The sequence below is a fragment of the Mesorhizobium sp. M0862 genome (assembly GCF_040319795.1).
Lineage (GTDB): Bacteria > Pseudomonadota > Alphaproteobacteria > Rhizobiales > Rhizobiaceae > Mesorhizobium.
Genome location: NZ_JAMYOJ010000001.1, coordinates 123,903 through 150,131, shown reverse-complemented (window position 1 = coordinate 150,131; position 26,229 = coordinate 123,903). Strand labels below are relative to the sequence as shown.

The following is a 26,229-nucleotide window of genomic DNA, read 5'->3' as shown; positions in this document are numbered from 1 at the left end:
TCCGTTTGATGGCTAGCCTAGCACATTATTGGCTGGTTTGGGCCGCGTTTAACCGGGAGGCAGGTGCTACTGCGCCTCTACGATGCTTACGCCCTCGAATTCCGGAAGCCAGTGCAGGGCCGATCGGTGCCATTTCTGTTGGGTCGGAACGAGATCCTCGCGTTGCCGCGCGGTCCCCGCCCTGATCCCATAGACCTTCGGCCCGTCGCCAACCGACGTTGCGTAAAGATGCGAACCGCAGTCGCCGCAGAACGCCTGGGCACGCTTGGCGCCGCTCGATCCCGTCTTGATATAAACCTTCGGTGTTCCCTTGGTGATCCTATAATGATCCTCAGGCGCGGGAACAGTGACACGAAAGGCGGTGCCGGTCAGTTGCTGGCAGTCGGTGCAATGACAGATAGAGGTCTTTTCCGGGTCGACCTCTGCTTCATAAGTTATGGCGCCGCAATGACACCCACCATCGATTTTCATGGTTGATTCTCCGAATTCCGTCGAGTGATCTTAGCGGGACCAGGCGATGGGGCCAACGGTGGACTGCTGGTCCAGAACTAGTCCGACGCCGCCTCGACCTGCTTGCGCCGGTGCTCCCAGGTTCCGGTCGTCTGCGGCTTGACGAACAGCCTGGTGATCTCCGGCATTTCTTTTTTCAAGAGCGCCTCGATGCGCTCGACACAGGCTTCGATCTCAGGCGCCGTCAGATGGTCCTCGAATTCGATGCTCAGCCCAGCGACGATCTGTCGAGGGCCGAGATGGACGGTGAGAACGCCGTTGGCCCGCTGCACTGCCGGATCCTGCTGGGCGATGGTCAGCACCTTGGCCTGCACTTCCGGCGAGGCCGGCTCACCGATGAGCAATCCCTTGCTTTCGCGCGCCAGAAAGATGGCGGTGGCGCCGAGGATCATCGCGATGCCGATCGAGGCGACGCCGTCGAGTTCGGGCATGTCGAGGAGTTCGGCCGCCAATATGCCGGCGAAGGCGACGAACAGACCGAGCAGGGCGGCGCTGTCCTCGAACAGGATCGTGTAGACGCTCGGATCCTTGCTCGATTGCACGGCCTGCAGCCAGCCTTGCTTGCCCTTCTGCTGGCGGAACTCCTTCAGCGCCACGTACCAGGAGCTGCCCTCGAACAGCATTGAGAGGCCCAGCACGATGTAGTTGATTTTGGGATTGGCGACCGGCTCAGGCGCCATGATGTGGACGACGCCTTCATAGAAGGACACGCCGGCGCCGAGCGCGAATACGAGCAAGGCGACAATGAAGCTCCAGAAATACAGCTCGCGGCCATGGCCGAGCGGATGCGTGCGGTCCGGCGGGCGGGCGGCGCGGTGCATGCCGTAGAGCAGCAGCCCGCCATTGCCGGTATCCACCAGCGAGTGCACGCCTTCCGACAGCATCGCCGAGCTGCCGGTGAAGAAGGCGGCGACGAATTTGGTCACAGCAATAGCGAGATTACCGGCGAGCGCCGCGTAGATGACCGTCTTCGACCCGCCATGTGCTGCCATGCTGTCCCTCCAAGGAACCTGATGTAACGCCCCTGCCGCCGAGCTCCACAGGCATCACAACGCACGAATCGCCCGGTCGTTCAGGGTCTTGTAGGCAGCTTGCGGAAAGACGCCCCTATTCGATGATCTCGTCCGTCCACACCTTGAAACCAGCCAGCGTGCCCGGTCCGAAGATGTGGGTGAGCGGCACGTCGGCGGCGTCGCGGCCCGACGCGATCAGGATGCGGCCGATGCGCGGCGAATTGTTGCGTGGATCGAAGACATGCCAGCGGCCGCCGAGATAGACCTCCATCCAGGCTGCGAAATCCATGCTCGCCCAAGGTTTGGGCAGGCCGATGTCGCTGATGTAGCCGGTGCAGTAGCGGGTCGGGATATTGAGCGCACGGCAGAAGGTGACCGCAAGGTGGGCAAAGTCGCGGCAGACGCCGCTTTGCTCGCGATAGGCTTCGGCCGCGGTGCGCGTCGGTCGGGCATTGCCGTAGCTGAAGACGATGTGGTTGTGGACGAAATCACAGACCGCCTGGACGCGGGCAATACCGAGCGGAGTGTGCCCGAACAGCCGCCAGGCTTCGCTGGCCAGCAGATCGCTCTCGCAAAAGCGGCTGGGCAACAGGAACAGCAATGTGTCCGACGGCAGGTCGCGCACCTCATGCTGCCAGGCCATCAGGTCGCCCATCTCGAAGGTACCGGGGTCGCGGATTACCGAATCGGTGCCGAAGGTGAAGCGTCCGGGCGGGGCGACGAAACGGTTGCACCAATTGCCGAAACTGTCGCGGTAGCTCTGGATCGGCACCGGCGGGTTGGAGGTCAGGAAATCCGGGCGCTCGAGATCGGAGGCCCTGGAGTAGTGGACGTTGAGCATCGCGATCAGCGGCGTTTCCTGCGGAAAATCGAAACTCATCTCGCTGCCGATGCGGATTCGCATTGTCGTCCTGACCGCACTGCCTGATCATCGCCGGGCGAAGGCATGGCCGATGCTGCAGTGCGAAGGCAACCATGGCACGGACCGGAATGGTTTACGAGCAAATTAGAAACCGGTTGAAAGCGGCCCGCCGGCGCCGGCGACGGACGCCCGCCCCCTTGCAGTCCGGCGTTTCTCTTGTTTCACTTGGCCTCCCAGCAACTGGAGGAACGAATCATGGCTAAAGGTGCGATGAAGGCGGGCAAGGAAGCTCGGAAGCCGAAAAAAGACGCCAAGAAGCCCGCAGCGGCTCCGGCACTCAAGGCGCCGCCCGTGAAGGCGATGAGGCTTAAGGAAAAGTAAGCCCGCCTCGGAAGATCTTGGACGGTTGAAATCCGGACAAACCGTTTCGGCGCAGATTTTGACACCGGCGGCATGAACGATGCGGCCGGTGTTTTGTTGATCGCACCGGCGCAGCCGCTTGTGTCGAAGCGGCGAGGACGACCTCGCGCCTTTCTCAAAAATCCGGCCGGGACGACCCGCCATCCTCGTGGAAGGAGTGCATCCCGATGTCGTGGATTTTTCTGTTCTTCGCTGGTCTGTTCGAAATCGGCTGGGCGATCGGCCTCAAATACACCGACGGCTTCTCGAAGCCGCTGCCGACGGTGCTCACTGTCGCCTCGATGATCATCAGCCTCGGGTTGCTCGGCCTGGCGCTCAAGACGCTGCCTGTCGGGACGGCCTATGCGGTGTGGACCGGCATCGGCACAGTCGGCACGGCGCTGCTTGGCATCTGGCTGCTGGGCGAGCCTGCGACGGCCATCCGGCTCGCCTGCATTGCGCTCATCGTCTGCGGCATTATGGGGCTGAAGCTCGCCGCCTGAGCAAAGCAACCAAGGAAATCGACGCACAAACACATTCAGGGCCGCTGGAAGGCGACCCTGATGTCCGATCGTTTCGATCGAAGCGTTAGCGGGCGGAGAAGCCCGGAGGCGTCCTGCCGGTACGCTGCTTGCGCGCCGCATAGCGTGCGTCGCGCTTGGCCTTGCGTTCGGCTTCGTCGGCCAGCAAACGGGCAATGCGCTCGTTTTCTTCGGCTTCCTTGATCTTCGCTTCAGCCTGCGCTGCCTCTTCGGCCGCAATACGCGCCGCTTCGGCTGCTGCCTCGCGCTCGGCCTTCTCGACCGCCTCGCGTGCCAGCTTTTCCTGCTTCAGCCTGGCCTTTTCGGCCTCGCGTATCTCGCGAGCCTCAAGAATCGCTTTGCGTTCGGCCTGTTTGGCCAGAACCGCAGGATCATCAGCCGCCGGCTTTGACTTGAAGCGCTCCAGAAGCGCCTTCTTTGCCTCGTTCGCGGCATTGCGCCGCTCGAAAATGTCTTTTTCCCTGTAGATAGCCAAGTCCACTTCCCTGAAGTCAATTCGCGACGCTTACATACGCGCGAAAACCGAGAGTTCAAGCGCCAAAACGGTATGCCAGCCATGAAAGTTTATGCTGTTGCAGCCGGGAGACGCGTTTTCCCTGAAACAAAGCCGGCCGAAACCGACATGCACTGTTCACTATCCGCCCCTCTGGCGGCCGGGGCGGCTCGCCGCTACCTCTAGCGGCAAATCAGAACATTTGGATGACATGCCATGGAACTCGGTCTCTACACTTTCGCCGACGTCAGCCCGGAGCCCGGCCCCGGCGCGATCGGCCCGCATCAGCGACTACGCAATCTGATCGAGGAGGTCGAGCTGGCCGACCAGGTCGGCCTCGACGTCTTTGGTCTGGGCGAACATCACCGCCCCGACTATGCCGCGTCCGCGCCGGTGGTGGCGCTGGCCGCTGCCGCCGAACGCACCAAGCGCATCAAGCTGACCAGCGCGGTCACCGTGCTGTCCTCCGACGATCCGGTGCGCGTCTTCCAGCAGTTCGCAACGCTCGACCTTTTGTCGGGCGGCCGGTCCGAGATCATGGCCGGGCGCGGCTCGTTCATCGAATCCTTCCCGCTGTTCGGCTACAATCTCGAGGACTATGACGAGTTGTTCGCCGAAAAGCTCGATTTGCTGCTGGCCATACGCGACAGCGTCAAAGTCACCTGGTCCGGCAATCTGCGCGCGCCGATCAACGACCGCGGCGTCTATCCGCGACCGCTGCAGGACAAATTGCCGATCTGGATCGCAATAGGTGGAACGCCGCAATCTGCTGCGCGTGCGGGCGTGCTCGGTTTGCCGCTGGCACTGGCCATCATCGGCGGCGAGCCGGCGCGGTTTGCACCGCTGTTCGACATTTATCGCGATGCCGCCAGGCGGGCCGGTACCGACCCCTCGGGCCTTGCCACCAGCATCAATGTGCACGGCTTCATCGCCGGCACCACTGAACAGGCGGCCGACGATTTCTATGGCCCGCAGGCCGAAGTGATGAACCGCATCGGCCGCGAGCGCGGCTGGGGCCCGACCTCGCGGGCGCATTTCGATCAGTCGCGTGGTCCGAACGGCGCGCTGTTCGTCGGCGATCCGGAGCAGGTGGCGGAAAAGATCGTCGCCCAGCACAAGATCTTCAACAATGACCGCTTCCTGCTGCAGATGGCGATCGGCGCCATGCCGCACGCCAAGATCATGAAGGCGATCGAACTGTACGGCACCAAGGTGGCGCCGATCGTGCGCAAGGAGACCGCCAAGCCCGGCGTCGCCGTCGCAGCGCCAGCCGCCTGAGCGACGGGCGGCTCGGATTGAGGGCCTTGCCGGCTAACGGAACCTTGGGCTTGCAGAGGCGTTTCCGTCGTCGGAATGCACCAATTGCGGTGCGCCGCTGAGGGAAAATCATGAAAGCCGAACCCGCCGCTTTGGGTGCTGGCCTTGCCGAGACCGAAGAGGCGAGAGTTGTGGCGCGTGCCGACACGCATCTGATGCGTTCGCTGCTCATCGGGATCTTCCTGTTCATGGCCATCTACGCGCTGTATTTCGCGCGTGCTTTCTTCATGCCGGTCATCCTCGCCTTCCTGCTGACGCTGACGCTGACACCAATCGTGCGCTTCCTGCGCAAGCGCGGCATTCCGGAAGTGGTTTCGGCGACAATGTTGGTCGTGCTGTCGATCTGCGTCTTCGGCGTTGCCGGCTATCTGCTCAGCGGCCCGGTCATCGACCTTCTCAACAACACCTCGTCGATCGGCCAACAACTTACCGAACGGCTGGCGCAATTGCGGCGTCCGCTCGAGAGGATCATGCAGATCTCGCATCAGATCGAACAGATGACGGAGACCTCGCAGGAGCCGGGCATCCAGAAGGTGGCGATGGCGCAGTCCGGCGTCCTGTCGGCCGCCGCCAGCAACGTCCTGTCGGCGGGGACAAGCCTGACCATCATCTTCGTGCTGTCGCTGTTCCTGCTGGCGTCGGGCACGATGTTCTATGAGAAGATCATCCAGTCCTTCGCCAGCCTCAGCGAGAAGAAGCGGGCCTTGCGCGTCGTCTATGACGTCGAGCGCGAAATCTCGCATTATCTGCTCACCGTCACCGTCATCAATGCCGGTCTCGGCGCGGTTATCGGCCTTGGCCTGTGGGCGCTCGGCATGCCCAACCCGCTGGTCTGGGGAACGATGGCGGCGCTGCTCAACTTCCTGCCCTATGTCGGCGCGCTGATTACCATCGTGCTGGTCAGCGTCATTGCGATGATCAGCTTCGACTCGATTACCTACGCCCTCTTGGCGCCGGGCTTCGTGCTTTTGTGCGACATCGCCGAAGGCCAGTTCGTTACACCGATGGTTGTCGGCCGACGCCTCGAGATCAACGCCGTGGCGATCTTCATCGCCATCGCCTTCTGGTCCTGGCTTTGGGGCTTTGTCGGCGCGCTGATGGCGGTGCCGCTGCTGGTCGTCGTCAAGGTGTTCTGCGATCATTTCGATGGCCTCAGCCATGTCGGCAATTTTCTCGCCGCACAGCAGACGGCCGTGGTGGAGGAGGAAGCGGCCGAAGAGAACGGAAAGGCAGCGGCATAAGCTTGCCGCGCCCGTCCATCATCTCGCATTTGTTGTCTTCAGGCGGAGTGCCTATATCGAGCCGGTCAAGCCGGACCCTGCGATGAACGATGCCTCCTTCGACCTCGATTCCTATTTCGACCGCATTGGCTATCGCGGTCCGATCGATGCGTCGGTCGACACGCTGAGCGCGCTGCATCGCCAGCATCCGCAGGCGATCCCGTTCGAGAATCTGGACCCGTTGCTTGGCGCCAGCTCGACATCGTCATTCCCGACCGCGCCTTCGAAACCAGGGTCAGGCAGTTGAACATCGTAAAGGCTTGAGGCCCATGACCGCACTTTCCGTTCTCGACCTGTCGCCGATCGTCGAAGGCAGCGACGCCTCGCAATCGCTGGCAAATTCGCTCGACCTGGCCCGCCATGCCGAGCGGCTCGGCTACAGGCGCTACTGGCTGGCCGAGCACCACAGCATGCCGGGCATCGCCAGCGCGGCGACCGCCGTGGTCATCGCCCATGTCGCCGGCGGCACCAAGACCATCCGCGTCGGCGCCGGTGGCATCATGCTGCCCAACCATGCGCCGTTGGTGATTGCCGAGCAGTTCGGCACGCTGGCGGCACTGCACCCCGGCCGCATCGACCTCGGCCTCGGCCGCGCGCCCGGCACCGATATGGGAACAGCGCGCGCGCTGCGCCGCAATCTCGAGGCGTCAGACAATTTCCCCCAGGATGTCGTCGAGCTGATGGGCTATTTCCAGCCGGCCGCGGAAGGCCAGCGTATCCACGCCGTGCCCGGCGAAGGCCAGAAGGTGCCGGTCTGGATCCTCGGTTCCAGCCTCTATGGCGCGCAGCTCGCCGCCATGCTCGGCCTGCCCTATGCCTTCGCCTCGCATTTCGCGCCGGCCGAACTCGACCATGCGCTGGAGATCTACCGTTCGCGCTTCCAGCCTTCGGAACAGCTGGACAAGCCCTATGTCATGCTCGGCCTCAACGTTTTCGCCGCACCAACCGACTCCGAGGCCAAACTGCTGTTCACCTCGCTCCAGCAGGCCTTCGTCAATCTGCGCACCGGGCGGGCCGGCCGCCTGCCGCCGCCGGTCGAGGGCTATGACCAGACGCTCGAGCCGATGGCAAAAACCATGATTTCGCAGGCGCTGTCCTGCGCCGTCGTCGGCTCTCCCGAAACCGTCCGGCAAGGCATAGACGCGTTCGTGCGCCGCACCGGCGCAGACGAGCTGATGGTGACCGCGCAGATCTTCGACCATGCGGCACGCGTGCGCTCGTTCGAAATCCTGGCCGAGGCGCATAAATCGCTGTCGCAGGCCGCGTGACGCTTTTGCCTGTGTCTGCGTGGGCAGGCGCCTTCCTCAGCCAGGAGCCGCCTCTCTCACGCATAGGTGACGTTTTCTTGTGGTTTCGAAGCCCTGACTGGGCGCTTCGCCGGGGGATCGCGCAGATCCTGGGGTTTTGAGCGCGGTTTGAGCACATCCGGGCCGCCGGGCGGCTGTTCAAAGGCGCCAAGCGCGGCGCGGTGGATGCCATGCGCAGAATGCTTGCGCCCGATGCCGCCTGTTCTTATATACGCGCCAAGCCGCCCAGTGCCGGAATGCCGGTTGCCGGAGCGGAATTTCTTGTGAACAGGGGCTTTCGTCGGAACGCCTTACGGGTCCTGAGAGCCTGCTTAGCGGAGAGACTAGAAAAATGGCAAAAGTAATCGGTATCGATCTCGGCACCACCAACTCCTGCATCGCCATCATGGATGGCAAGGAGCCCAAGGTCATTGAAAATGCGGAAGGCGCGCGCACGACGCCTTCCATCGTCGCCATCTCGGGCGACGGCGAACGTCTCGTCGGCCAGCCGGCCAAGCGCCAGGCGGTCACCAATCCTGAAAACACCATCTTCGCGGTCAAGCGCCTGATCGGCCGCCGCTATGACGACCCGGTGACGGAGAAGGACAAGAAGCTTGTCCCCTACAAGATCGTCAAGGGCGACAATGGCGATGCCTGGGTCGAGGCCGGCGGCAAGAAGCAGTCGCCCAGCCAGATCTCGGCCATGATCCTGCAGAAGATGAAGGAAACGGCGGAGGCCTATCTCGGCGAGAAGGTCGAGAAGGCGGTCATCACCGTTCCGGCCTATTTCAATGACGCCCAGCGCCAGGCCACCAAGGACGCCGGCAAGATCGCCGGCCTTGAGGTGCTGCGCATCATCAACGAGCCGACGGCTGCAGCACTTGCCTACGGCCTCGACAAGAAGGATGGCAAGACCATTGCCGTCTATGACCTTGGCGGCGGCACGTTCGACATTTCGGTGCTCGAAATCGGCGACGGCGTGTTCGAAGTGAAGTCGACCAATGGCGACACCTTCCTCGGCGGCGAGGATTTCGACATGCGTCTCGTCGAATACCTGGCGGCCGAGTTCAAGAAGGAACAGGGCATCGACCTGAAGAACGACAAGCTTGCGCTGCAGCGCCTCAAGGAGGCGGCTGAAAAGGCCAAGATCGAGCTGTCGTCGACGACGCAGACGGAAATCAACCTGCCCTTCATCACCGCCGACGCGACCGGCCCCAAGCACCTGACGCTGAAGCTGACCCGTGCCAAGTTCGAGCAGCTGGTCGACGATCTCGTCCAGCGCACCATCGAGCCCTGCAAGGCGGCGCTCAAGGATGCCGGGCTGAAGGCTGGCGAGATCGACGAAGTGGTCCTGGTCGGCGGCATGACCCGCATGCCCAAGATCCAGGAGATCGTGAAGCAGTTCTTCGGCAAGGAGCCGCACAAGGGCGTCAACCCGGATGAAGTCGTCGCTTTGGGCGCCGCCATCCAGGCCGGCGTGCTGCAGGGCGACGTGAAGGACGTGCTGCTGCTCGACGTGACGCCGCTGTCGCTCGGCATCGAGACGCTGGGTGGCGTGTTCACCCGCCTGATCGAACGCAACACGACCATCCCGACCAAGAAGAGCCAGGTGTTCTCGACCGCTGAAGACAGTCAGTCGGCCGTGACCATCCGCGTCTTCCAGGGCGAGCGTGAAATGGCTGCCGACAACAAGGCGCTCGGCCAGTTCGACCTGGTCGGCATTCCGCCGGCGCCGCGCGGCGTGCCGCAGATCGAGGTCACTTTCGATATCGACGCCAACGGCATCGTCAACGTTTCGGCCAAGGACAAGGGCACCGGCAAGGAGCACCAGATCCGCATCCAGGCCTCTGGTGGCCTTTCGGACGCCGACATCGAGAAGATGGTCAAGGACGCCGAAGCCAATGCCGAGACCGACAAGCAGCGGCGTGCTTTGGTCGAGGCCCGCAACCAGGCCGAGGCGCTGGTGCACTCCTCCGAGAAGTCGCTGAAGGAATATGGCGACAAGGTTTCGGAAACCGAGCGCACGGCGATATCGGAGGCTATCACGGCGCTGAAGGCTGCTGCCGAAGGCGACGATGCCGCCGACATCGAGGCCAAGTCGCAGACGCTTGCCGAAGCATCCATGAAGCTCGGCCAGGCCATGTACGAAGCTTCGCAGAAGGAAGCGGCGGAAGCCGACGCCAAGGCGGACGCGGCCAAGGATAGCGACGTGGTCGACGCCGATTTCGAGGAAATCGACGAAAACGACGAGAAGAAGAAGTCGGCCTGACCGGTTGACGGCAAATAAAGCGGAAAGCCCGGCGCAAAGCCGGGCTTTTTTGCAACCCTCGCTGAAAAAGTGCGGGCCTTGCCGAAAAAGTCACTGAAAAACACAGGCACAAGCGCGCCGGCCCTAGCATCCGGGCATCACCGCTCCTAAATCGAGACAACGTGCCGGCAAACGACGCAACATGCATCAAGACGTTGAGCATCCGGACTGCGGGAAAAGATGAAAGCTGATTTCTACGAGACGCTGGGCGTGCAAAAGGGCGCCGACGAGAAGGAGCTCAAGAGCGCTTTCCGCAAGCTGGCCATGCAGTTCCATCCCGACCGCAATCCCGGCGATCACTCCTGCGAGCACAAGTTCAAGGAAATCAACGAAGCCTACGAAACGCTGAAGGACCCGCAGAAGCGCGCGGCCTACGACCGTTTCGGTCACGCCGCCTTCGAGCAGGGCGGCATGAATGGCGGCGCGCAAGGTTTTGGCGCCGGCGGCTTCGCCGACATTTTCGAGGATATTTTCGGCGACATGATGGGCGGGCGCCAGCGCCGCTCGTCGGGCGGCCGCGAACGCGGCGCCGATTTGCGCTACAATATGGAAATCACGCTGGAAGAAGCGTTTGCCGGCAAGACCGCGCAAATCCGCGTGCCGGCCTCGATCTCATGCACGGAATGCTCCGGGACAGGCGCCAAGCCCGGCACCCAGCCGGTGACCTGCTCGATGTGCCATGGCCACGGCAAGGTACGAGCGACGCAAGGCTTCTTCTCGATCGAGCGTACCTGCCCGCAATGCCAAGGCCGCGGCCAGACGATCAAGGACCCGTGCCCGAAATGCGCCGGCCAGGGCCGCGTCACCGAGGAACGCTCGCTGTCGGTCAATATCCCGGCCGGCATCGAGGACGGCACCCGCATCCGGCTTGCCAATGAGGGCGAGGCGGGCCTGCGCGGCGGCCCATCGGGCGACCTCTATATTTTCCTGGCCGTGAAGCCGCATGAATTCTTCCAGCGCGACGGCGCCGATCTCTACTGCAAGGTGCCGATATCGATGACGACGGCCGCCCTTGGCGGCTCGTTCGAGGTGACGACGCTGGACGGCAGTCAGACCAAGGTGAAAGTGACCGAAGGCACGCAGAACGGCCGCCAGTTCCGCCTCAAGGGCAAGGGCATGCCGGTGCTGCGTCAGCCCAATGTCGGCGACCTCTATATCCAGACCGCGGTCGAAACGCCGCAAAACCTGTCGCGCCGCCAGCGCGAGCTGCTGGAAGAGTTCGAGCAGCTGTCGTCGAAGGACAATTCGCCCCAGTCGAGCGGCTTTTTCGCCCGCATGAAGGACTTTTTCGAATCCTTCGGCGAGCACTGAACCCAAACCAAGGCCGCCACGCTTCCCGAACGTCATCAACATCTTATGCCAGATCGCGCCTTGCCTTGGACCTGTTAGCTGCTAAGTAGCGTTCGGGGAGTGTTGAGGAGAACTTGCATGGCACGTGGTCCGGGATTGCGGAAGGCGCTGGCGGAAAAGTTCGACGACGAACTCAAATTCTTCAAAGGCTGGATCGACAAGCCGAAGTCGGTCGGTTCGATCGTGCCGACAAGCTCCGTCACCGCCCGCAAGATGGCTTCCATCGTCAATCCGAAGTCTGGCCTGCCGGTGCTTGAAGTCGGCCCCGGCACAGGCGTCATCACGCGTGCAATCCTCGCCCAGGGCGTTAAGCCCGAAAACCTCTACGCGGTCGAATATTCCACCGATTTCGTGCGCCATCTGCGCCAGCTCTATCCCGGCGTCAACGTCATCGAGGGTGATGCCTTCAATCTCAACGCCACGCTTGGGGAGAAGAGCGGGATGATTTTCGATTCCGTCGTCTCCGGCGTGCCGCTGCTCAATTTTCCGGTCGCACAGCGGATCGCCTATATTGAAAGCCTGCTAGACCGCATCCCGGTTGGACGGCCGATCGTGCAGCTGACCTATGGGCCGTTGTCGCCGATCCCGCCCGGCCGCGGCAATTACACGGTCAAGCATTTCGACTTCATCTTCCGCAACATCCCGCCGACGCAGCTGTGGATCTACCGGCGCGAAGCGCATTAGCTGGTATTGGGGGCGGGAGAAGTCTCTGGCGCCTTGTAAAGGATCGACGTCTCCCGAAGGAAGCTCGATTGAGGGTCGATCCACATCCTTGACTGTTATCCGCCTCGCAAACTCGTGGCGACCTCTCTGATCGTCGCGCACATGGCCCGCACGGCCGTTGCTTCGGCGCTGCTGGAGAACAGAAGCAGCAGAGGCCGACGCGCACGCGGCTCAAGAGGACGCCTCGCGACGGTTCGCTGCCAATCGGCCGGAAACGCCAGGCCTGGCGCAATCGACAAACCGCGCCCGGCCCCAACCAGAGCAAGCAGCGCCGCCATATCGCTCGCCGACAGGATGACAACTGGCGCAACGCCAAAATCCTGGAACAATTCGGCAAGCATTGGTCCGCAGCCGCCGCTCGACATAATGAATGGCTGGCCGTCGAGAGCGCGGATCGGAAATGACCCGCCTTGGACTGAGTTCTTTTGCGATGACGCCACAAAGAGTTCGTCGTCGACAAGTTCCTCGGCTTGGCAATTGCCGGCGATGTAGGACAGTCCAATATCGGCGGCACCGCGATCGACCCACTCCGCCACCTCGGTATCCGTGCCCAAGAGCAGTTCGACAGCAAGCTCCGGGTGCCGGACGGAAGTAATGTTCAACGCATATGGAGCAATCTTTACCGAGGCGCTGCTGACCAGCGCGAGCCGTACTCTGCCTTTGATGGAGTGTTCCCGTAGGCCGACAAGACGGCCTAAAGCATGCAAAGCGGCGCGCGCCGCGTCCAAAGCCGCCTCGCCGGTTGCGGTGAAAGCGACACCGCGCCGATCACGTATGACGAGGGGCGCGCCAACGATCTCCTCCAGCGCCTTCATTGCATGGCTTATGGCCGATTGAGAAAGACAGAGCCGCTCGGCGGTTTTGGTGAAGCTGCGCGTCTCGCTGAGCGATGTCAGGACGCGCACCATCGTGATGTTGATATTAGCTTTGTTCATGGCTGCCGAAATATCTTTCATTTCGCTCATATTAAAGAGCGCTGTAGGTTTTGTGAAGGTGAGGGAAACGACCCTCGAAATCGGCGAGCGGCTTTCCTGGCCTCTCCGGCATGCAGGCGTGCGGTACGACGAGACTGAAACTGGAGTATCGCATGAGCTACCTTCCGCAATTCCTGACCCTTGCTTCGGTCTTCCTGCTCGGCGCCATGAGCCCAGGACCCGATTTTGTAGCCGTGACTTCCCATGCGCTGATCAGCCGTCGCGCGGGGTTCCATGTGGCGCTTGGCATTGCCGCAGCGATCATGGTGTGGGCGGCTCTCGCGATGTGTGGCCTGGGCCTCGTACTGACGCAGATTGCATGGGCTCACCTTGCCGTCCGGATCGCCGGTGCCGTGTATCTCGGTTACCTGGGCAGCAAGATCCTTTTGTCGGCTTGGCAGGCGCGGCCACCGCTGGCCGTCGGTGGCGCAGAGACCACGGCTCCTTGGCGAAGCGGATTCGTTGTCGGAATTACAAATCCGAAGACGGCCGCGTTCTTCGCGAGCCTGTTCATATCGGTATTGCCGATGCAGGCTCCGATCTGGGTCCAGGCAGTGTCGCTGGCCATAATCGGGCTGGTCGCGATGGCGTGGTTTGGGCTTGTCGCGCTAATGTTCTCCACAAGAAGGGTTCGGTCGGTATATGGCAGCGTCCGCAGGCCGATAGATGCCTTGCTCGGAGTTGCACTCATCGCGCTGAGTGCAAGAATTGCGGTCACCCACTAGCAATAGCCCAGCTGCTCGGCACACCTTCGCGCGCTTGCCCCCCGATCGTTTCCGTTTTTTGAGCCAGTGCGTTGATTTGCGCAGCCTCTGGCTGTACCTGTCCGGGAACAAGAGTGGCCAATGGCTGTGATCGCGAAAATCCTCGTCTTCGCCGGCTCGGTGCGCAGCGGCGCCTTCAGCGGCAGGACCGCCGATGTGGCGCAGAAGGAGCTGGCCATGCAAGGCGCCGAGGTGACGCGCATTTCGCTGGCCGACTATCCGCTGCCGATCATCGACGAGGACCTCGAAAAGGAAAAAGGCGTTCCCGACAACGCCGTGAAGCTCGGCCGGCTGATCGCCGCCCATGACGGGCTGCTGATCGCGACGCCCGAATATAATGGCTCGATCCCGCCACTGCTCAAGAACACGATCGACTGGGTAAGCCGGGTGCGCCTCGATGGCGGCTGGCCGGTGAGGCCGCTTGTCGGCAAGGTCGCCGGCCTGTGCTCGTCTTCCAACGGACATTTCGCCGGGATCCGCTGCATCAACCATCTGCGCGCCGTGCTGGTGCGCTGCCAGTTGGAGATGGTGACGCCGGAATGCTCGGTATCCGATGGCGGCAGTGCCTTCGACGGCGACGGCAATTTCAGGGATGAGAGACTGACCAAATCGATGGAGCACCTATGCCGCACGCTGATCGAAACCTCGCGCATGCTGTCGACCCGGACCGGGGCATGATTTCCACAGCCATGCAGGCCCATACCATGAGAGAAAGGCTGATCGTCGGCCTCGACGTGCCGACGGTGAAAGAGGCCGAACAGGCGGTGCAGGAGCTCGACGGCGTCGTCTCCTTCTACAAGATCGGCTATCAGCTGGCCTTCGCCGGCGGGCTCGACTTCGCCAGGGAGTTGGCCAGCGGCGGCACGAAAATCTTCCTCGACATGAAGCTGCTCGACATCGACCACACGGTGGCGAAGGGTGTCGAGAACATCGTGCGCATGGGCATGACCATGCTGACCATCCACGCCTATCCCAAGGCGATGCGAGCCGCGGTGGAGGCCGCCAGGGGCAGCGACCTCTGCCTGCTGGCGGTCAGCGTGCTGACCTCGATGGACGAGCAGGACGTGATCGACGCCGGCTATGAATACGACCCTCACACGCTGGTGCTGAGACGCGCCGAACAGGCGTTGCATGCCGGCATGGGCGGCGTCGTCTGCTCGGCCGAGGAGGCGGAAGCGGTGCGCCGCATCGTCGGACCCGACCTGGCGGTGGTGACACCGGGGATACGGCCCAAGGGCAGCGACCATGGCGACCAGAAACGCGTGGTGACGCCCGGCCAGGCGATCCGCAACGGCTCCAGCCATCTTGTTGTGGGCCGGCCAATCGTGGCGGCAAGCGACAGGCGCGCGGCGGCGGAAGCCATACTGGAAGAGATGCGCGCCGCGTAACGAGGAGAAGAAAATGCCCAAGGGATACTGGATAGCCCGCGTCGATGTGCGCGACGCCGAAGGCTACAAGGACTATGTCGCTGCCGCCAAGCTCGCTTTCGACCGTTTCGACGTGAAGTTCCTTGCCCGTGGCGGTGAGCATGAAAAGGCCGAGGGGCCTGGCCGCGCCCGCAATGTCATTATCGAGTTCGAATCGCTCAGCGCGGCGCACGATTGCTACCACTCGCCGGAGTACCAGCGCGCCGTCGCCATCCGTCAGAAAGTAGCCGATGGCGAGATCGTGCTGGTCGAGGGTATCTGACGCGCGAAGCTGCTCTGCTCAGTGCGGCGCTTCCTCCTGCGCCAGCACCTCCAGTTGATGGCGGTGGCACGACAGCTCATAGCCGACAACGGTGACGGCCGGCGCTAGCGTGAGTAAGATGAGGCAGACCGCCATGTCGACGCCGGCAAGGGCGGCGATGATGGCAAGTGCGACGACCGCAGCCGTTCCCGCCAGCAGCCAGACATGGAGGGGATCGAAGCGCTGGACGAGATAATAATACAGCGCGTAGATCGCCCCCAGGAACACGCCTAGCGGAATGGCGACCGAGAGCAGGGTCGCTACCGGGCCGATATGGGCCTTGTGCTCGATGAAATAGGCCGCGACATGCAGCCCGGCGCCGGTGGCGACGATGGCCGCCACGATCAGCATCTGGCCATAGCCCCAGACAAAAGAGCGATTGCGGTGCTGGTGCAGCACCGTCCCCGAGGGCAGCATGTAATAGACCCACCACATGCCGAAGGTGAGACCCATTCCGGCAATGCCGATCAAGGCGGCATCGAGGTTCCAGCCCTGCTCCTCGACCACGGCCGACAGCGTCGCCAGCGTGCCGACCACCCCTTCGCCCAGCGCGATGATGGCGAACAGGCTGTAGCGCTCGGCGACGTGGTGCGCGTGCCAGGGCGTGCCGCCATCCCTGCGCTCGGCGATCGCCGGCCCGGCAAGCTCGATGAGAACCAGGATGGCGCCGAAAGCCAGGCTGGTCTCCAGCGAGAAATCGACCAGTATCTGCACCACCCAGCCGATCTGGGCGATCGCAATGGCGACGGCGTAGGTCAGGCAGGCACGCCGCCGCCCAGGGTCCTGCCGCGCCGCGCGCAGCCATTGGAAGATCATGGCGACGCGCATGATGACGTAGCCCAGCACCATGACCGAATTGTTGAGGTGTTCGCCATGCTCGATCGAGGCGAACATGCGCGGCAGGCCGATGGCCAGCACCAGCACGCCGATCATCTGCACCATGGTGACGAGGCGGAAGATCCAATCGTCGGTGTCATAGGCGGAGGAAAACCAGGAGAAATTGATCCACGCCCAGCAGATGGCGAAGCTGGCAAAGCCGAAGCCGATCAGCGCCGCCGCGTAGTGGCCCTCGGCCAAGGCATGCGCCAGTTGCGACGAGGCAAGGCTGAAGGCGGTGACGAAGGTCAGATCGAACAGCAGCTCGAGCGGCGTGGCGACGCGATGCGCCTCGTGCGGATCGCGCCCGGCCATGCGCCTGATGTGATGGTGGAGGGAGCTTGCTGGTGTGCTCATCGCGCGGCCTTGCCTGAGGACTGTCCCGCGACACTAAAGGTGGAGCAAAAGCCGTCAAGGCGCGGTAGGTCGCGCTGGTCCCTCGACCGTTCAGATCGCCTGTCGGTTCAGTCGGTTCGCCGCCGTCTCGGCAACCGCATCGGCCAGCGTCATGCCCCATTGCATCAGGCAATAGGCGCGGAAATCGAAGCAGGGCAGGCCGGGACAGACCTCGAACTCGATGAGGTGGACATGGTCGTTAGCCTCGACCCTGAAATCGAGGGAAAACACGTCTCGCAGGCCGAGCCCGCTGACCAGCCGCTCGGCGATGCGGCGGATGGTTGCCGCGGCTGCCGGCTGGGTGTCGGCAACCGCCTCCAGCACCGGCTCGCTGTATAGTCCAGCCGCCTTGGCGGCCTCGCCGGTGTCGCCGTAAAGCGCCATCGAGTCCGCCATGGTCTGGAAATCGCCGCCGGAGTCGACGAATGCAACGCCGAGCGCTTCCGCCCCGGCATCCGTTTGCAGCCCAAGGAAGCTGGCGCGGACATTGCGACCGCCGACATAGGGCTGGACGACGACATCGTCGCGATAAGCGGCATAGACCCGCCGGCTAAGCTCCAGCGCATGGGCCAGGTCGTTGCAGCGTGAATCCGGCCAGATGCCTACCTTGGAGCCGAGCCGGTTCGGCTTGACGAACCAGCCGGCTTCCGAAGCTGGCGGGTCGGCCAGCCAGCGGCCGTCGCGGGCCAGGCCTGCCTGCGGCGCCGGCAGGCCGAGCGCGCAAAGCACGGCGCCGGAACGGAACTTGTCCTGGCAAAGCGCGAACAGCGCATCGTCGGCTCCGATGGTTCTAAGCCCATTCAGCCTGGCAAGTGCGGGCGCTGCAGCACCGCGGAAATAGGCAATGCCGTCGGTCAGCGTCCAGACCAGCGTGGTTGCGGGATCGGCCTTCGCCAGCGCGCTTGCCGCATCGTCGAATGCAACCGGCATAAAGGCGAGGCCGCGCCGCCCGCAAGCGGCGGTGATTTCATCGAATTCGGGCGCGAGATCGGTCGATTGCGCCAGATAAGACGAGATTTCCAAGGCGCGCTCGGCGGGAAAGCCGTCGGCGACCAGCCTGTCGAAACAGGCCTTTTCCGGCTCGTGGACGAGGATCAAGGTCGGGCGCGGCATGGGTCAAAGCTTCTCGGTGATGCAGCCACACCATCGCACGGCCAATGCGATCGGCTTGCGCGAAATCGACCCGCGCCCGACGCCTGCACGACAACCGGTACGCTCAGGCGATCAGCACGCGCGGCTCGAAGCGGCCGTTGACGGGGATGTCGAGCAGGAAGGTCATGCCGGCCTGTGGGTCAAGCTTGCGCTGCTTGTCGTCCTTGCCGTTCCAGGCCGAGGTCACCGCCAGCCGATCGGCCTTGGCGCCGACAAAGGCCGGGCACGAGGACTGCCCCGCCGGCGTGGCAATTTCGCGCAACAATGTGCCGTCCGGCGCATAAGCCTTCACCGCCTTGCCGCCCCAGACCGCGTTCCACAGCACGCCGTCGCGGTCGACGACCGAGCCATCGACATAGCCCTTCGACGAGCGATGGTCGACGAACACTTTGGACTCGCCGATCGGCAGACCCGTTGCCGGATCGCAGGCGACGCGCATCAACAGGCCGGTCGCGGTATCGGTGTAGTAAGCGATCGTTCCATCCTGCGAGAAACAGATCGAGTTCGACACGGTGATGCCGGTGTAAAGCGTGCGCAGCTCGCCCTTGAAGAACCAGTAGATGGAGCCGGCGCCCTTCTCCTCACCCTTGCCCATGGTGCCGACCCAGAAGGCGCCACAAGGGTGGACGCGCGAATCGTTGGAGCGGGTCAGCGCATTGTCGGCCTCGATGGCCGTATGCAGCGTCAGCTTGCCGGTCGAGACGTCGCGGACATGCAGGCCAGTCTCGGTGGCGATGAGCTGGCGATTGCCATCGACAATGGCGATGGCGCTGGCCATCTGACCGAGCTCATGGACTTTCCGCGCGCCGGACGTGACACCCTGCTCCAGCAGCAGGCCGTTGACAATGTCGAACCAGAACAGCGTATCGGTGGCGGGATCGTAGCTCGGCCCCTCGCCGAGCTCGCAGACATGGTCCGAGAAAACCGAAACGTTGTCCATCATGCCGCTCCGCCGAAGGCCGCATCCCAGGCCATTACCGCCGCCCGGGCACGCGTGGCCACCTCGTCGACGCTCATGCCGGGTTTGAACAGGCTGGAGCCAAGACCGAAAGCGGTCACCCCAGCGGCTTTGTAGCCGGCAAAGTCTTTCTCGGAAACGCCGCCGACGGCGCCGACCACGGTATCGGCCGGCAGCACGGCCCGCATCGCCGAAATGCCGCTAGGCCCGAGCACGCTTGCCGGGAAGAATTTGAGCGCCGAAGCCCCAAGCCTAATCGCCTGAAAAGCTTCGGTGGGGGTGAACACGCCTGGCATCGTCACCATGCCGTGGTGCATGGCGCGGGCCATGACGTCGGCATCGATGTTGGGGCTGACCAGCAGCCTCCCGCCGGCCTTGGCCAAGGCGTCGACATCGGCTGAAGTCAGCACCGTGCCGGCGCCGACCAGCGTCGTCTTGGGCAATGCGGTGACAATGCTGGCGATCGATGAAAACGGCTCCGGCGAATTGAGCGGCACCTCGATGGCTTCGATACCGGCGTCAAACAGCGCCTGGCCGATGGCAACCGCCTCGCTGGGTTTGAGGCCGCGCAGAATGGCGACAAGACCACGCTTCAGCTTCGGGAAAGGTGCGGTCTGGGTCACGCTGTCACTCCACTCTGGTGAGTCATTTGGCGATCATGCCATTTTCCCGCGCTGCCTCGATAAGGCCGGCACGCACCGCCTCGTCGGCGTCGACCGTCCTGACGGCAAGCCCTGCAAGGTCTAGCGCCTGGCGGTAGAGGGCTGCTAGCGAGCCGGACGCAACCAGCACGATTGCGGTGGTGCTTTCGCCATAGCGGCGGCCCGCCGAGGCGATCTCGCCGCCGATCAGCAGGCCGGACAGGCAAGCGGCGGCATCGTCGGCCTTGAGGTTCTGCAGCAAGCCGGCGGCGCGGATCGAGAACAGCCGCGAGGTGACATCGCCGCCCTCCGCCAAAGCCTTGCGGCACCATTCCTGGAAGAACGGATTGTCCGGAGTGACCGGCTTCGGGCTCTCGCCCAGCGAATGGCGCAGGATAGAGTGAGTGGCCAGCACCGAAAACAGCTCGCCGGTCGGCCAGGTGCAGAAGCCGTCGACCGCGCCGTCTGCGACCAGAACCCATTTCGAATGGGTGCCGGGCATGCAGACGAGATGGCGACCTTTTGCCGGCAAACCGGCGCCGGCAAGCTGGGTTTCCTCGCCGCGCATTACGTCCGGCGCATCTTCCAGGCGCTGCGCCAGGCCAGGCACGATGCGGATGTCGCGGCTCTGGCCGGGAATGCGGGCGGCCCCCGCGAGAATGGCACTGAGCGGCGCCGGCACGGTGACGTAAGGCGCTTCCAGCCAACCCTGGCGCGAGCCGGCCATGCCGCAGATGATGACCGGCAGTGTGTCAGGTGCGCCGAGCGCCGCCAGATGGCCCTCGAGGATGGTCGAAAAGCCTTTTTGCTGCGCGGTGATCAACCCATCATCGCCGCGACGCTCGGCAAGCACCCCGCCCGCCCCGTCGACCAGCCAGACCCGCATGCGGGTCGTGCCCCAGTCGACGGCGGCGACTGCCGGCGTGCCTTTTGCCGGATTTTGATTCACCGGACTCACAGGAAACCCCCGTCGACGATCAACATCTGCGCCGTCAGCATACGCGCGGCGTCGGAGGCCAGGAACAGCACTGTGCCGACGATGTCGTCGGGCTGCATGACCTGCTTGATGCATTGCTTGGCGACATGGGCGGCGAGCCTCTCCTCGGTGACCCAGAGTTCCCGCTGCCGCTCGGTGATCACCCAGCCCGGCGCAATCGCATTGACGCGGATGCCGTCGACCCCAAGCTTGCCCGCGAGACCTTTGGTGAGGCCGAGTATGCCGGCCTTGGCGGCGGTGTAGGCCGGCATATCGGGGTGGTTGATGAGATAGGAGGTTGAGGTGAAGTTGATGATCGACCCGCCGCCGGCCCGCTTCATGCCCGGCGCGACCGCCTGTGCGGTGAAGAAATGCGGGCGCAGATTGACGGCGAGATTGTTGTCCCAGAACTCGACGGTAACGTCGGCGACCTCGTGGCGTTCGTCCCAGGCGGCATTGTTGACCAGCACGGTGACGTCGCCATGCGCCTCAGCCGCTTTGGCGGCCGAAGCGCGCAACGCCTCGACGTCACGCAAATCGGTCTTGAGGTAGAGCGGTCGCCGGCCAAGTTCTTTTTCGACGCGGTCGGCAAGCAGCGTGCTTAGGCCATCGGCGATGTCGATGAAGGCGACATGGGCGCCCTGGCGAACGAAGCCCTCGGTCAGTGCCGCACCAATTCCGGAACCGCCGCCGGTGATCAGCACCGAGGCTCCCCTGAGGTCGGCAAAATCGGCCGATGGCATCATATTTTTCTCTCCCGATCCGGTCGGCGCGCATCCTATCCAGCCAAGTCCGGGGAGCAAGGGCGAAAACGGCGATTTGTTTGGCTTATGTCAGACAAAAGGACGCAAGATGGCGGCCACAGTCGATCTTGGCTCGCACCGCTGACTTGCTCGACGCAGGCAAGACCGCCGGTCAGACTGCCTTGGCGTAGAGGGCGCCGCGATAGGAATCGCGGAGGTAGCCGAGCGTGGCGTCGGCGTCGACCGGTTTGCCGAAGAGATAGCCCTGGCCGCCGGCGCAGCCGAACTGGACGAGGCGGTCGGCCTGCGCCTCCTCCTCGATGCCTTCGGCGACGACATCCATGCCGAGCCCTTCGCACATGGCCAGAATGGCGCGGATGATGTGTTCCGACGGGCGGTCGTCGAGGATCGAGGAGACGAAGGCGCGGTCGATCTTGAGCTTGTCGAAATGGAATTCGCGCAAGCGGCCGAGCGAGGACTGGCCGGTGCCGAAATCGTCGAGCGAGACTCGGATGCCGACGCGACGCAGGTCCTCGACGATCTTCTCGGCCGAGGCCGGATCGTTCATCAGGCCGGTTTCGGTGATCTCGATCTCCAGCCGTCGCGGATCGAAGCCGGTGCGGTCGAGGATCGACAATATGTGCAGGCCAGTGTTCTGGTCGACGAGCTGCGAGGGCGACAGGTTGAAGGACAGGAACAGGTCCTTCGGCCAGCTGCGCGCCGCTTCGGTCGCCTTGCGCAGCACCAGCTGCGATAGCGGGCCGATGATGCCGCGCTCTTCGGCGATCGGGATGAACACGGTCGGCGGCACCACGCCGAGGTCGCGATCGGTCCAGCGCGCCAGCGTCTCGAAGCCGATGGTGCGGCGGGTGGTCAAATCGACGATGGGCTGGAAATGCGGTTCGACCTCACCGGCCGAGACGGCACGGCGCAGCGCCTGTTCGATGCGGGTGACGCGCTTGGCCGCCTCTTCCATTTCGCGGGTGTAGACGACGACGCGGCCACGGCCCGAACGCTTGGCGTGGTAGAGCGCCGTTTCGGCCTTGTTGACGAGGATTTCCGTGGTTTCGTCGCCGGAATAAAAGAGCGAGCAGCCGACCGAGGCCGAAAGCCTGGCGGTGCGTTCGCCGACATCGTAGGGCGCCGACAGGATTTCGATCATCATGCGCGACTTCTCGGCCGCCGCCTCCTCCGAGAACACCATCGGGTAGAGGAAGGCGAATTCGTCGGCGCCGATGCGGCAGACCGTAGAGTGGCTGTCCATCGAGGCGCGCAGCCGCATCGCCACCTGGATCAATATGTCGTCGCCGGCCTTGTGGCCGAACAGATCGTTGATCGGCTTGAAGCCGTCGAGGTCGAGAATGCCGACCGTGAACGGCGCGGGATCGTCTGCACGGTCGCTGATCAGGCGATCGACCTTGTCGAAGAAGCGGCGATGGTTGCCAAGCCCGGTCAGCGCATCGGTGAACGCCAGATCCGAGTTTTCCCTGCTTGCCTGCCCGGTGCCAAACGTCGTTTGCATCGGTATCCTTGTTGTGACGCCCGAAATTTAGGCTGAGACTGGCAGCAAAGCGTTTAGGAAGCGTATCGCGAAATCGATTTTTCGCTGGCGAATGATGCTTTAGCGGACGCGGTAGAGTTCGACCGGGGTTCCGCGCGTTTCGGCCACCGGTTCGAGCCAATCGGGGACGCTTCCCTGCATCAGCCTGGCCAGGAAGCCTTGCGGCGCCTTGGCAGCAAGCATCTTGCTTTCGGCGCTGCCGCGGCAGAGCGCCATCAGGCCGACGTGATGAGCCGCCGCGATCATCCTCGCCTGGTCCGCCGATCCGAGGAAGGCATCGAGCGCAAGCAGGTCGCCGGCGATGTTGCGATGATAGGGGCCGGCAAAGACGCGGTGCCCGGAATAGGCCAGGATGGGCGAGCCGAGATTGGAGATGGCAAGCACCGTGGTGTGCGGCAGCCGGGCCAACGCCGCGAAGGAGGCCTTGCGCTCGCAGGACAGATCGCTGTCGGTGTCCTGTGCCTCGACCGAGACCTTGTTGGCCTCGAATACGCTCGACGTCGCGGCGGCAGCACCGGCCCAGACGGCATTCACCGACACCACCCAGACCGCCGCCATGCGCAGCGATACGCTGCGCGCAGGGCTGATCCTCGCCCGTTCGCGCCAGCTTGCGATCCAGGCCGACAGCGGGATGACGGCAAAGGCGATCGAGAATGTCGAGCCGCGGACCTGCCAGGCGCTGACGATGAAGGCGCCGACCAGCAAGGCGCCGACGAGGCTGTCCTGGCGGCGCCATGGTCCGCGCAGGCGAAGCGCCATCAGCGCGATCGCCACCAGCGGCGTGACATAGCGCGCCGCCAGCGACGCCGGCTCGCTGGCGGCAATACCGAACAGCGACTGCGCCTCGTCAATGTGATCGAGCCACAATTCCTTGAGGCGCGGATCGAGGTTTGCGTAGGGAGCCGCAAGGCATTGCGGAAACAGCGCCACGATGACGGCGCCCAGCACAAGCGCGAGCAGGCTAAGCGAGATCAGGCGGCGGCTGGCCGTGCCATTGGACACCGTGAGCGACGTCACGGCGGCAAGCCCCAGTCCGGCGATTGCCGCCACCACGAACTGCACAGCCGAGAAGGCATCGCACTGCGGCCGGCCCATGGCCGATGGCGGGATGGTGGTGACGAAGACGAGGGCTGAAACCCCGGCAAAGCCGAGACCGAAATCCCTGGCGATCCGGCGTTCGCCGCCGGGATCGACGACGAACAGCAAGGCGATGCAGGCGCCGATGGTGGCGACATAGGGCGCGGTTTCCATGCCGACGGCCAGCGTCAGGGCCGCACACAGCCCGGAAATCAGCGCCGCCCAGCGACGCGCCGGCGCCTCGAGCAGCAGGCTGAGGCTGGCCATGGTCAGCGTCAGCTGGACATTGTGATGATCGAGCGCACCCGGCAAGAAAATGCCGATGAAATGCAGCGCCGCCGCGCCGATGACGATAGCGGGCAGCACGGCGCCGACGCCGGCGAAGCTTCGTGCCGCACGGGCTGTAAAAAACACCGCCAGGCAAAACAGCAGCGACGGCCACAGCACCTGTGCGATCGCTTCGGCCATGGCCATGCTGCCGGTCAGCGCCGAGGCGGCGAGGATGATGGCGGCGAGCGGTGCGTCGACCAGCCGCGACCAGTGCATGACGAAACCGCCTTCCGGCCCCATCCTGTACTGATGCAGGTCGAACCAGCCCTGGCCGGCCAGCATGTCGCGAACCTCGACCAGCCGCAGCAGGCTGTCATTGTCGCCGCCGGCATTGCTCAATTCGCGAAAGCCCGTGGCGGCATTGACGGCCAGCACCACCAGCATGGCAAGCAGCGCCAGCGTCATATCGGACTTCCAGGAGGAAGCACCCGCCTTGGCTGCGTTCATCATCATGACCTTCGTCGGAAAGACTGCGGCCTTAAACCTAGCCTTAACAGCTTCAATAAATAGTAAAGTCGCCTGAGCGAGGCCGCATATGAGCGCGGCCGGAGGCTCCGCCGGGCGTCGGGAGACGGAAATGCCGCACGAAGTCCGCCATGAGCCGGCCATTGCCGTGCTCCTGCCTTGTTACAATGAGGAACTGACCATCGCCGAGGTGGTGCGGCGCTTTCGCGAGACGCTGCCGTCGGCCGAGATCTATGTCTATGACAACAATTCCAGGGATTTGACCGCGCTCAAGGCGCGCGCAGCGGGCGCCATCGTCGTCCGCGAGCCGCGCCAGGGCAAGGGCAATGTCGTGCGGCGCATGTTCGCCGACATCGATGCGGACATCTATCTGGTGGCCGATGGCGACGGCACCTATGCGCCGGAAGATGCCTCGCTGCTGATCAACATCCTGCAGACCGAGCGCTGCGACATGGTGGTAGGCACCAGGCGCGGCGTCACCGACGATGCCGGCCGTTCCGGCCATGCCTTCGGCAACCGCATCTTCAATAGCCTCTACAAGCGGCTGTTCGGCGCCGACTTCACCGACATCTTCTCCGGCTACCGCGTCTTCTCGAGGCGTTTCGTCAAGAGCTTTCCCGCGGTTTCCGGCGGCTTCGAGATCGAGACCGAAATGTCGGTGCATGCCTCGCAGCTCAAACTGCCGGTGAGCGAGATCGCGCTCGATTATGGCCGCCGGCCTGAGGGATCGTCGTCGAAGCTGTCGACCTATCGCGACGGCGCCAGGATCCTGTGGATGTTCGCCATGCTGATGAAGGAGACGCAGCCGCTGCGCTTCTTCGGCGCCTTCGCGATTTTCTTCCTGGCGTCGAGCCTTGCCCTGATGACGCCGGTGCTGATCGAATTCGCCCAGACCGGCCTCGTGCCGCGCATGCCGACCTGGGTGCTGTCGGTCGGCCTGCTGCTGCTCTCGATGCTTGCGATGGTGACCGGATTGATCCTCGATTCGGTATCGCGCGGACGCGCCGAGCAGAAGCGCATTTTTTATCTCTCGGTGCCGTCGGGCCGGGTCGAACGGCGCGAACGCACTGGTGAAATCCCGAAGGCCGAACCGGGCAAGACGCCCCGGGCCGCCTGAGGCCGTGAGCCGGCTCGTCCGCTTCGTCCTGGCCGGCGGCGTTGGTTTCGTCGCCGATGCCGCGGCGCTCTGGCTGCTCTTGGCGGTGACGCCGCTCGGTCCCTTCGTCGCCCGTGTCCTGTCGATCGGCTTTGCGCTGTGCGTCACCTGGCAGATCAACCGGCACCTGACCTTTTCGCCGTCGAGCCGCGGCGTGGCTAGCGAGGGTGCGCGCTATGGCGGCGTCGGCATCGCCACCAGCATCGTCAACTATCTCGTCTACTGCGCCATCCTGTTCGCGCTGCCGGCAATGCCGCCGCTGGCGGCACTTGCGATCGCCTCGCTGGTAGCGATGGCGCTGTCGTTCCTCGGTTACTCCCGGCTGGTCTTCGACCGTTAGGGGGTCTGG

General features: G+C 63.7%; 28 protein-coding genes. 15 read left to right on the top strand and 13 right to left on the bottom strand.

Annotation, left to right across the window (positions count from 1 at the left end; translation table 11 throughout):
• Positions 1-66 precede the first annotated feature (66 nt).
• The 3 genes from NKI15_RS00830 to NKI15_RS00820 form a co-directional block, all read right to left on the bottom strand.
• Positions 67-471, bottom strand: coding sequence for a GFA family protein (locus tag NKI15_RS00830; protein ID WP_023728810.1), 405 nt, complete (start codon positions 469-471; stop codon positions 67-69).
• Between the two features lie 77 nt (positions 472-548).
• Positions 549-1,502: a cation diffusion facilitator family transporter gene (locus tag NKI15_RS00825; RefSeq protein ID WP_023703803.1), complete on the bottom strand. Its 954-nt coding sequence runs from the start codon at positions 1,500-1,502 to the stop codon at positions 549-551.
• A gap of 115 nt (positions 1,503-1,617) precedes the next feature.
• The gene (locus NKI15_RS00820) at positions 1,618-2,427 is read right to left on the bottom strand and encodes a transglutaminase-like domain-containing protein (protein ID WP_023687480.1); all 810 of its coding nucleotides are present in this window, start codon (positions 2,425-2,427) and stop codon (positions 1,618-1,620) included.
• Positions 2,428-2,640: 213 nt separating this feature from the next.
• Between NKI15_RS00820 and NKI15_RS00815 the strand changes: the two genes are divergently transcribed.
• Positions 2,641-2,766: a hypothetical protein gene (locus tag NKI15_RS00815; protein ID WP_006200611.1), complete on the top strand. Its 126-nt coding sequence runs from the start codon at positions 2,641-2,643 to the stop codon at positions 2,764-2,766.
• A 206-nt stretch (positions 2,767-2,972) separates the two neighbouring features.
• Complete coding sequence (sugE, locus tag NKI15_RS00810; protein ID WP_023681326.1) at positions 2,973-3,287, top strand: quaternary ammonium compound efflux SMR transporter SugE; 315 nt, start codon at positions 2,973-2,975, stop codon at positions 3,285-3,287.
• A gap of 85 nt (positions 3,288-3,372) precedes the next feature.
• Here sugE and NKI15_RS00805 read toward each other — a convergent pair whose 3' ends face one another.
• The gene (locus NKI15_RS00805) at positions 3,373-3,801 is read right to left on the bottom strand and encodes a DUF6481 family protein (protein WP_023673205.1); all 429 of its coding nucleotides are present in this window, start codon (positions 3,799-3,801) and stop codon (positions 3,373-3,375) included.
• 234 nt (positions 3,802-4,035) lie between these two features.
• On the opposite strand from NKI15_RS00805, the gene NKI15_RS00800 reads away from it, so the two are divergent.
• The 7 genes from NKI15_RS00800 (at position 4,036) to pmtA (ending at position 12,044) form a co-directional block, all read left to right on the top strand.
• Positions 4,036-5,097, top strand: a complete 1,062-nt coding sequence (locus tag NKI15_RS00800; RefSeq protein WP_352514327.1) for an LLM class flavin-dependent oxidoreductase — start codon at positions 4,036-4,038, stop codon at positions 5,095-5,097.
• A 110-nt stretch (positions 5,098-5,207) separates the two neighbouring features.
• Positions 5,208-6,377, top strand: a complete 1,170-nt coding sequence (locus NKI15_RS00795) for an AI-2E family transporter (protein WP_352514326.1) — start codon at positions 5,208-5,210, stop codon at positions 6,375-6,377.
• Between the two features lie 82 nt (positions 6,378-6,459).
• Entirely contained in the window at positions 6,460-6,663 is a 204-nt protein-coding gene (locus NKI15_RS00790; RefSeq protein WP_023819261.1) for an arylamine N-acetyltransferase, read from the top strand.
• Between the two features lie 22 nt (positions 6,664-6,685).
• Complete coding sequence (locus NKI15_RS00785; protein ID WP_352514325.1) at positions 6,686-7,684, top strand: LLM class flavin-dependent oxidoreductase; 999 nt, start codon at positions 6,686-6,688, stop codon at positions 7,682-7,684.
• 370 nt (positions 7,685-8,054) lie between these two features.
• On the top strand, positions 8,055-9,971 hold the full coding sequence (dnaK, locus tag NKI15_RS00780) for a molecular chaperone DnaK (RefSeq protein WP_023673200.1): 1,917 nt from the start codon (positions 8,055-8,057) through the stop codon (positions 9,969-9,971).
• A gap of 219 nt (positions 9,972-10,190) precedes the next feature.
• Positions 10,191-11,321 (top strand): molecular chaperone DnaJ, encoded by a 1,131-nt coding sequence (gene dnaJ / locus NKI15_RS00775; protein ID WP_023681322.1) that lies wholly within the window; start codon positions 10,191-10,193, stop codon positions 11,319-11,321.
• A 117-nt stretch (positions 11,322-11,438) separates the two neighbouring features.
• Positions 11,439-12,044 (top strand): phospholipid N-methyltransferase PmtA, encoded by a 606-nt coding sequence (gene pmtA / locus NKI15_RS00770; RefSeq protein ID WP_023725310.1) that lies wholly within the window; start codon positions 11,439-11,441, stop codon positions 12,042-12,044.
• 95 nt (positions 12,045-12,139) lie between these two features.
• On the opposite strand, the gene NKI15_RS00765 is transcribed toward pmtA, so the two are convergent.
• A complete protein-coding gene (locus tag NKI15_RS00765) occupies positions 12,140-13,048 on the bottom strand; it encodes a LysR family transcriptional regulator (RefSeq protein ID WP_352514324.1) in 909 nt (302 codons plus the stop codon).
• Between the two features lie 122 nt (positions 13,049-13,170).
• Between NKI15_RS00765 and NKI15_RS00760 the strand changes: the two genes are divergently transcribed.
• The 4 genes from NKI15_RS00760 (at position 13,171) to NKI15_RS00745 (ending at position 15,510) form a co-directional block, all read left to right on the top strand.
• Positions 13,171-13,782, top strand: coding sequence for a LysE family translocator (locus NKI15_RS00760; protein WP_023687486.1), 612 nt, complete (start codon positions 13,171-13,173; stop codon positions 13,780-13,782).
• Positions 13,783-13,902: 120 nt separating this feature from the next.
• The gene (locus NKI15_RS00755) at positions 13,903-14,499 is read left to right on the top strand and encodes an NADPH-dependent FMN reductase (RefSeq protein ID WP_023673195.1); all 597 of its coding nucleotides are present in this window, start codon (positions 13,903-13,905) and stop codon (positions 14,497-14,499) included.
• Positions 14,496-15,209 (top strand): orotidine-5'-phosphate decarboxylase, encoded by a 714-nt coding sequence (pyrF, locus tag NKI15_RS00750; protein WP_023755354.1) that lies wholly within the window; start codon positions 14,496-14,498, stop codon positions 15,207-15,209. Before NKI15_RS00755 ends, pyrF begins: the two co-directional genes overlap by 4 nt.
• A 13-nt stretch (positions 15,210-15,222) precedes the next feature.
• A complete protein-coding gene (locus NKI15_RS00745; protein WP_023681317.1) occupies positions 15,223-15,510 on the top strand; it encodes a DUF1330 domain-containing protein in 288 nt (95 codons plus the stop codon).
• Between the two features lie 18 nt (positions 15,511-15,528).
• On the opposite strand, the gene NKI15_RS00740 is transcribed toward NKI15_RS00745, so the two are convergent.
• The 8 genes from NKI15_RS00740 to NKI15_RS00705 form a co-directional block, all read right to left on the bottom strand.
• Positions 15,529-16,782 carry a low temperature requirement protein A gene (locus NKI15_RS00740; protein ID WP_352514322.1) on the bottom strand — a complete coding sequence of 418 codons (1,254 nt, stop codon included), beginning with the start codon at positions 16,780-16,782 and terminating at the stop codon, positions 15,529-15,531.
• Positions 16,783-16,872: 90 nt separating this feature from the next.
• A complete protein-coding gene (locus NKI15_RS00735; protein WP_023692989.1) occupies positions 16,873-17,934 on the bottom strand; it encodes a D-alanine--D-alanine ligase family protein in 1,062 nt (353 codons plus the stop codon).
• Between the two features lie 103 nt (positions 17,935-18,037).
• Positions 18,038-18,913, bottom strand: a complete 876-nt coding sequence (locus NKI15_RS00730; protein ID WP_031208463.1) for an SMP-30/gluconolactonase/LRE family protein — start codon at positions 18,911-18,913, stop codon at positions 18,038-18,040.
• Positions 18,913-19,554, bottom strand: coding sequence for a 2-dehydro-3-deoxy-6-phosphogalactonate aldolase (locus tag NKI15_RS00725; protein ID WP_023692987.1), 642 nt, complete (start codon positions 19,552-19,554; stop codon positions 18,913-18,915). Before NKI15_RS00725 ends, NKI15_RS00730 begins: the two co-directional genes overlap by 1 nt.
• Before the next feature lie 22 nt (positions 19,555-19,576).
• Complete coding sequence (locus tag NKI15_RS00720) at positions 19,577-20,521, bottom strand: 2-dehydro-3-deoxygalactonokinase (RefSeq protein ID WP_023692986.1); 945 nt, start codon at positions 20,519-20,521, stop codon at positions 19,577-19,579.
• Between the two features lie 5 nt (positions 20,522-20,526).
• The gene (locus NKI15_RS00715; protein ID WP_023692985.1) at positions 20,527-21,294 is read right to left on the bottom strand and encodes an SDR family NAD(P)-dependent oxidoreductase; all 768 of its coding nucleotides are present in this window, start codon (positions 21,292-21,294) and stop codon (positions 20,527-20,529) included.
• Between the two features lie 169 nt (positions 21,295-21,463).
• A complete protein-coding gene (locus tag NKI15_RS00710; protein WP_023681311.1) occupies positions 21,464-22,813 on the bottom strand; it encodes a putative bifunctional diguanylate cyclase/phosphodiesterase in 1,350 nt (449 codons plus the stop codon).
• A gap of 99 nt (positions 22,814-22,912) precedes the next feature.
• Positions 22,913-24,712, bottom strand: coding sequence for a GtrA family protein (locus NKI15_RS00705; protein ID WP_352514321.1), 1,800 nt, complete (start codon positions 24,710-24,712; stop codon positions 22,913-22,915).
• Between the two features lie 124 nt (positions 24,713-24,836).
• Between NKI15_RS00705 and NKI15_RS00700 the strand changes: the two genes are divergently transcribed.
• Both NKI15_RS00700 and NKI15_RS00695 read left to right on the top strand, forming a co-directional pair.
• Positions 24,837-25,841 carry a glycosyltransferase gene (locus NKI15_RS00700; RefSeq protein WP_352885626.1) on the top strand — a complete coding sequence of 335 codons (1,005 nt, stop codon included), beginning with the start codon at positions 24,837-24,839 and terminating at the stop codon, positions 25,839-25,841.
• Between the two features lie 4 nt (positions 25,842-25,845).
• Complete coding sequence (locus NKI15_RS00695) at positions 25,846-26,220, top strand: GtrA family protein (protein ID WP_352514320.1); 375 nt, start codon at positions 25,846-25,848, stop codon at positions 26,218-26,220.
• Positions 26,221-26,229: the final 9 nt, after the last annotated feature.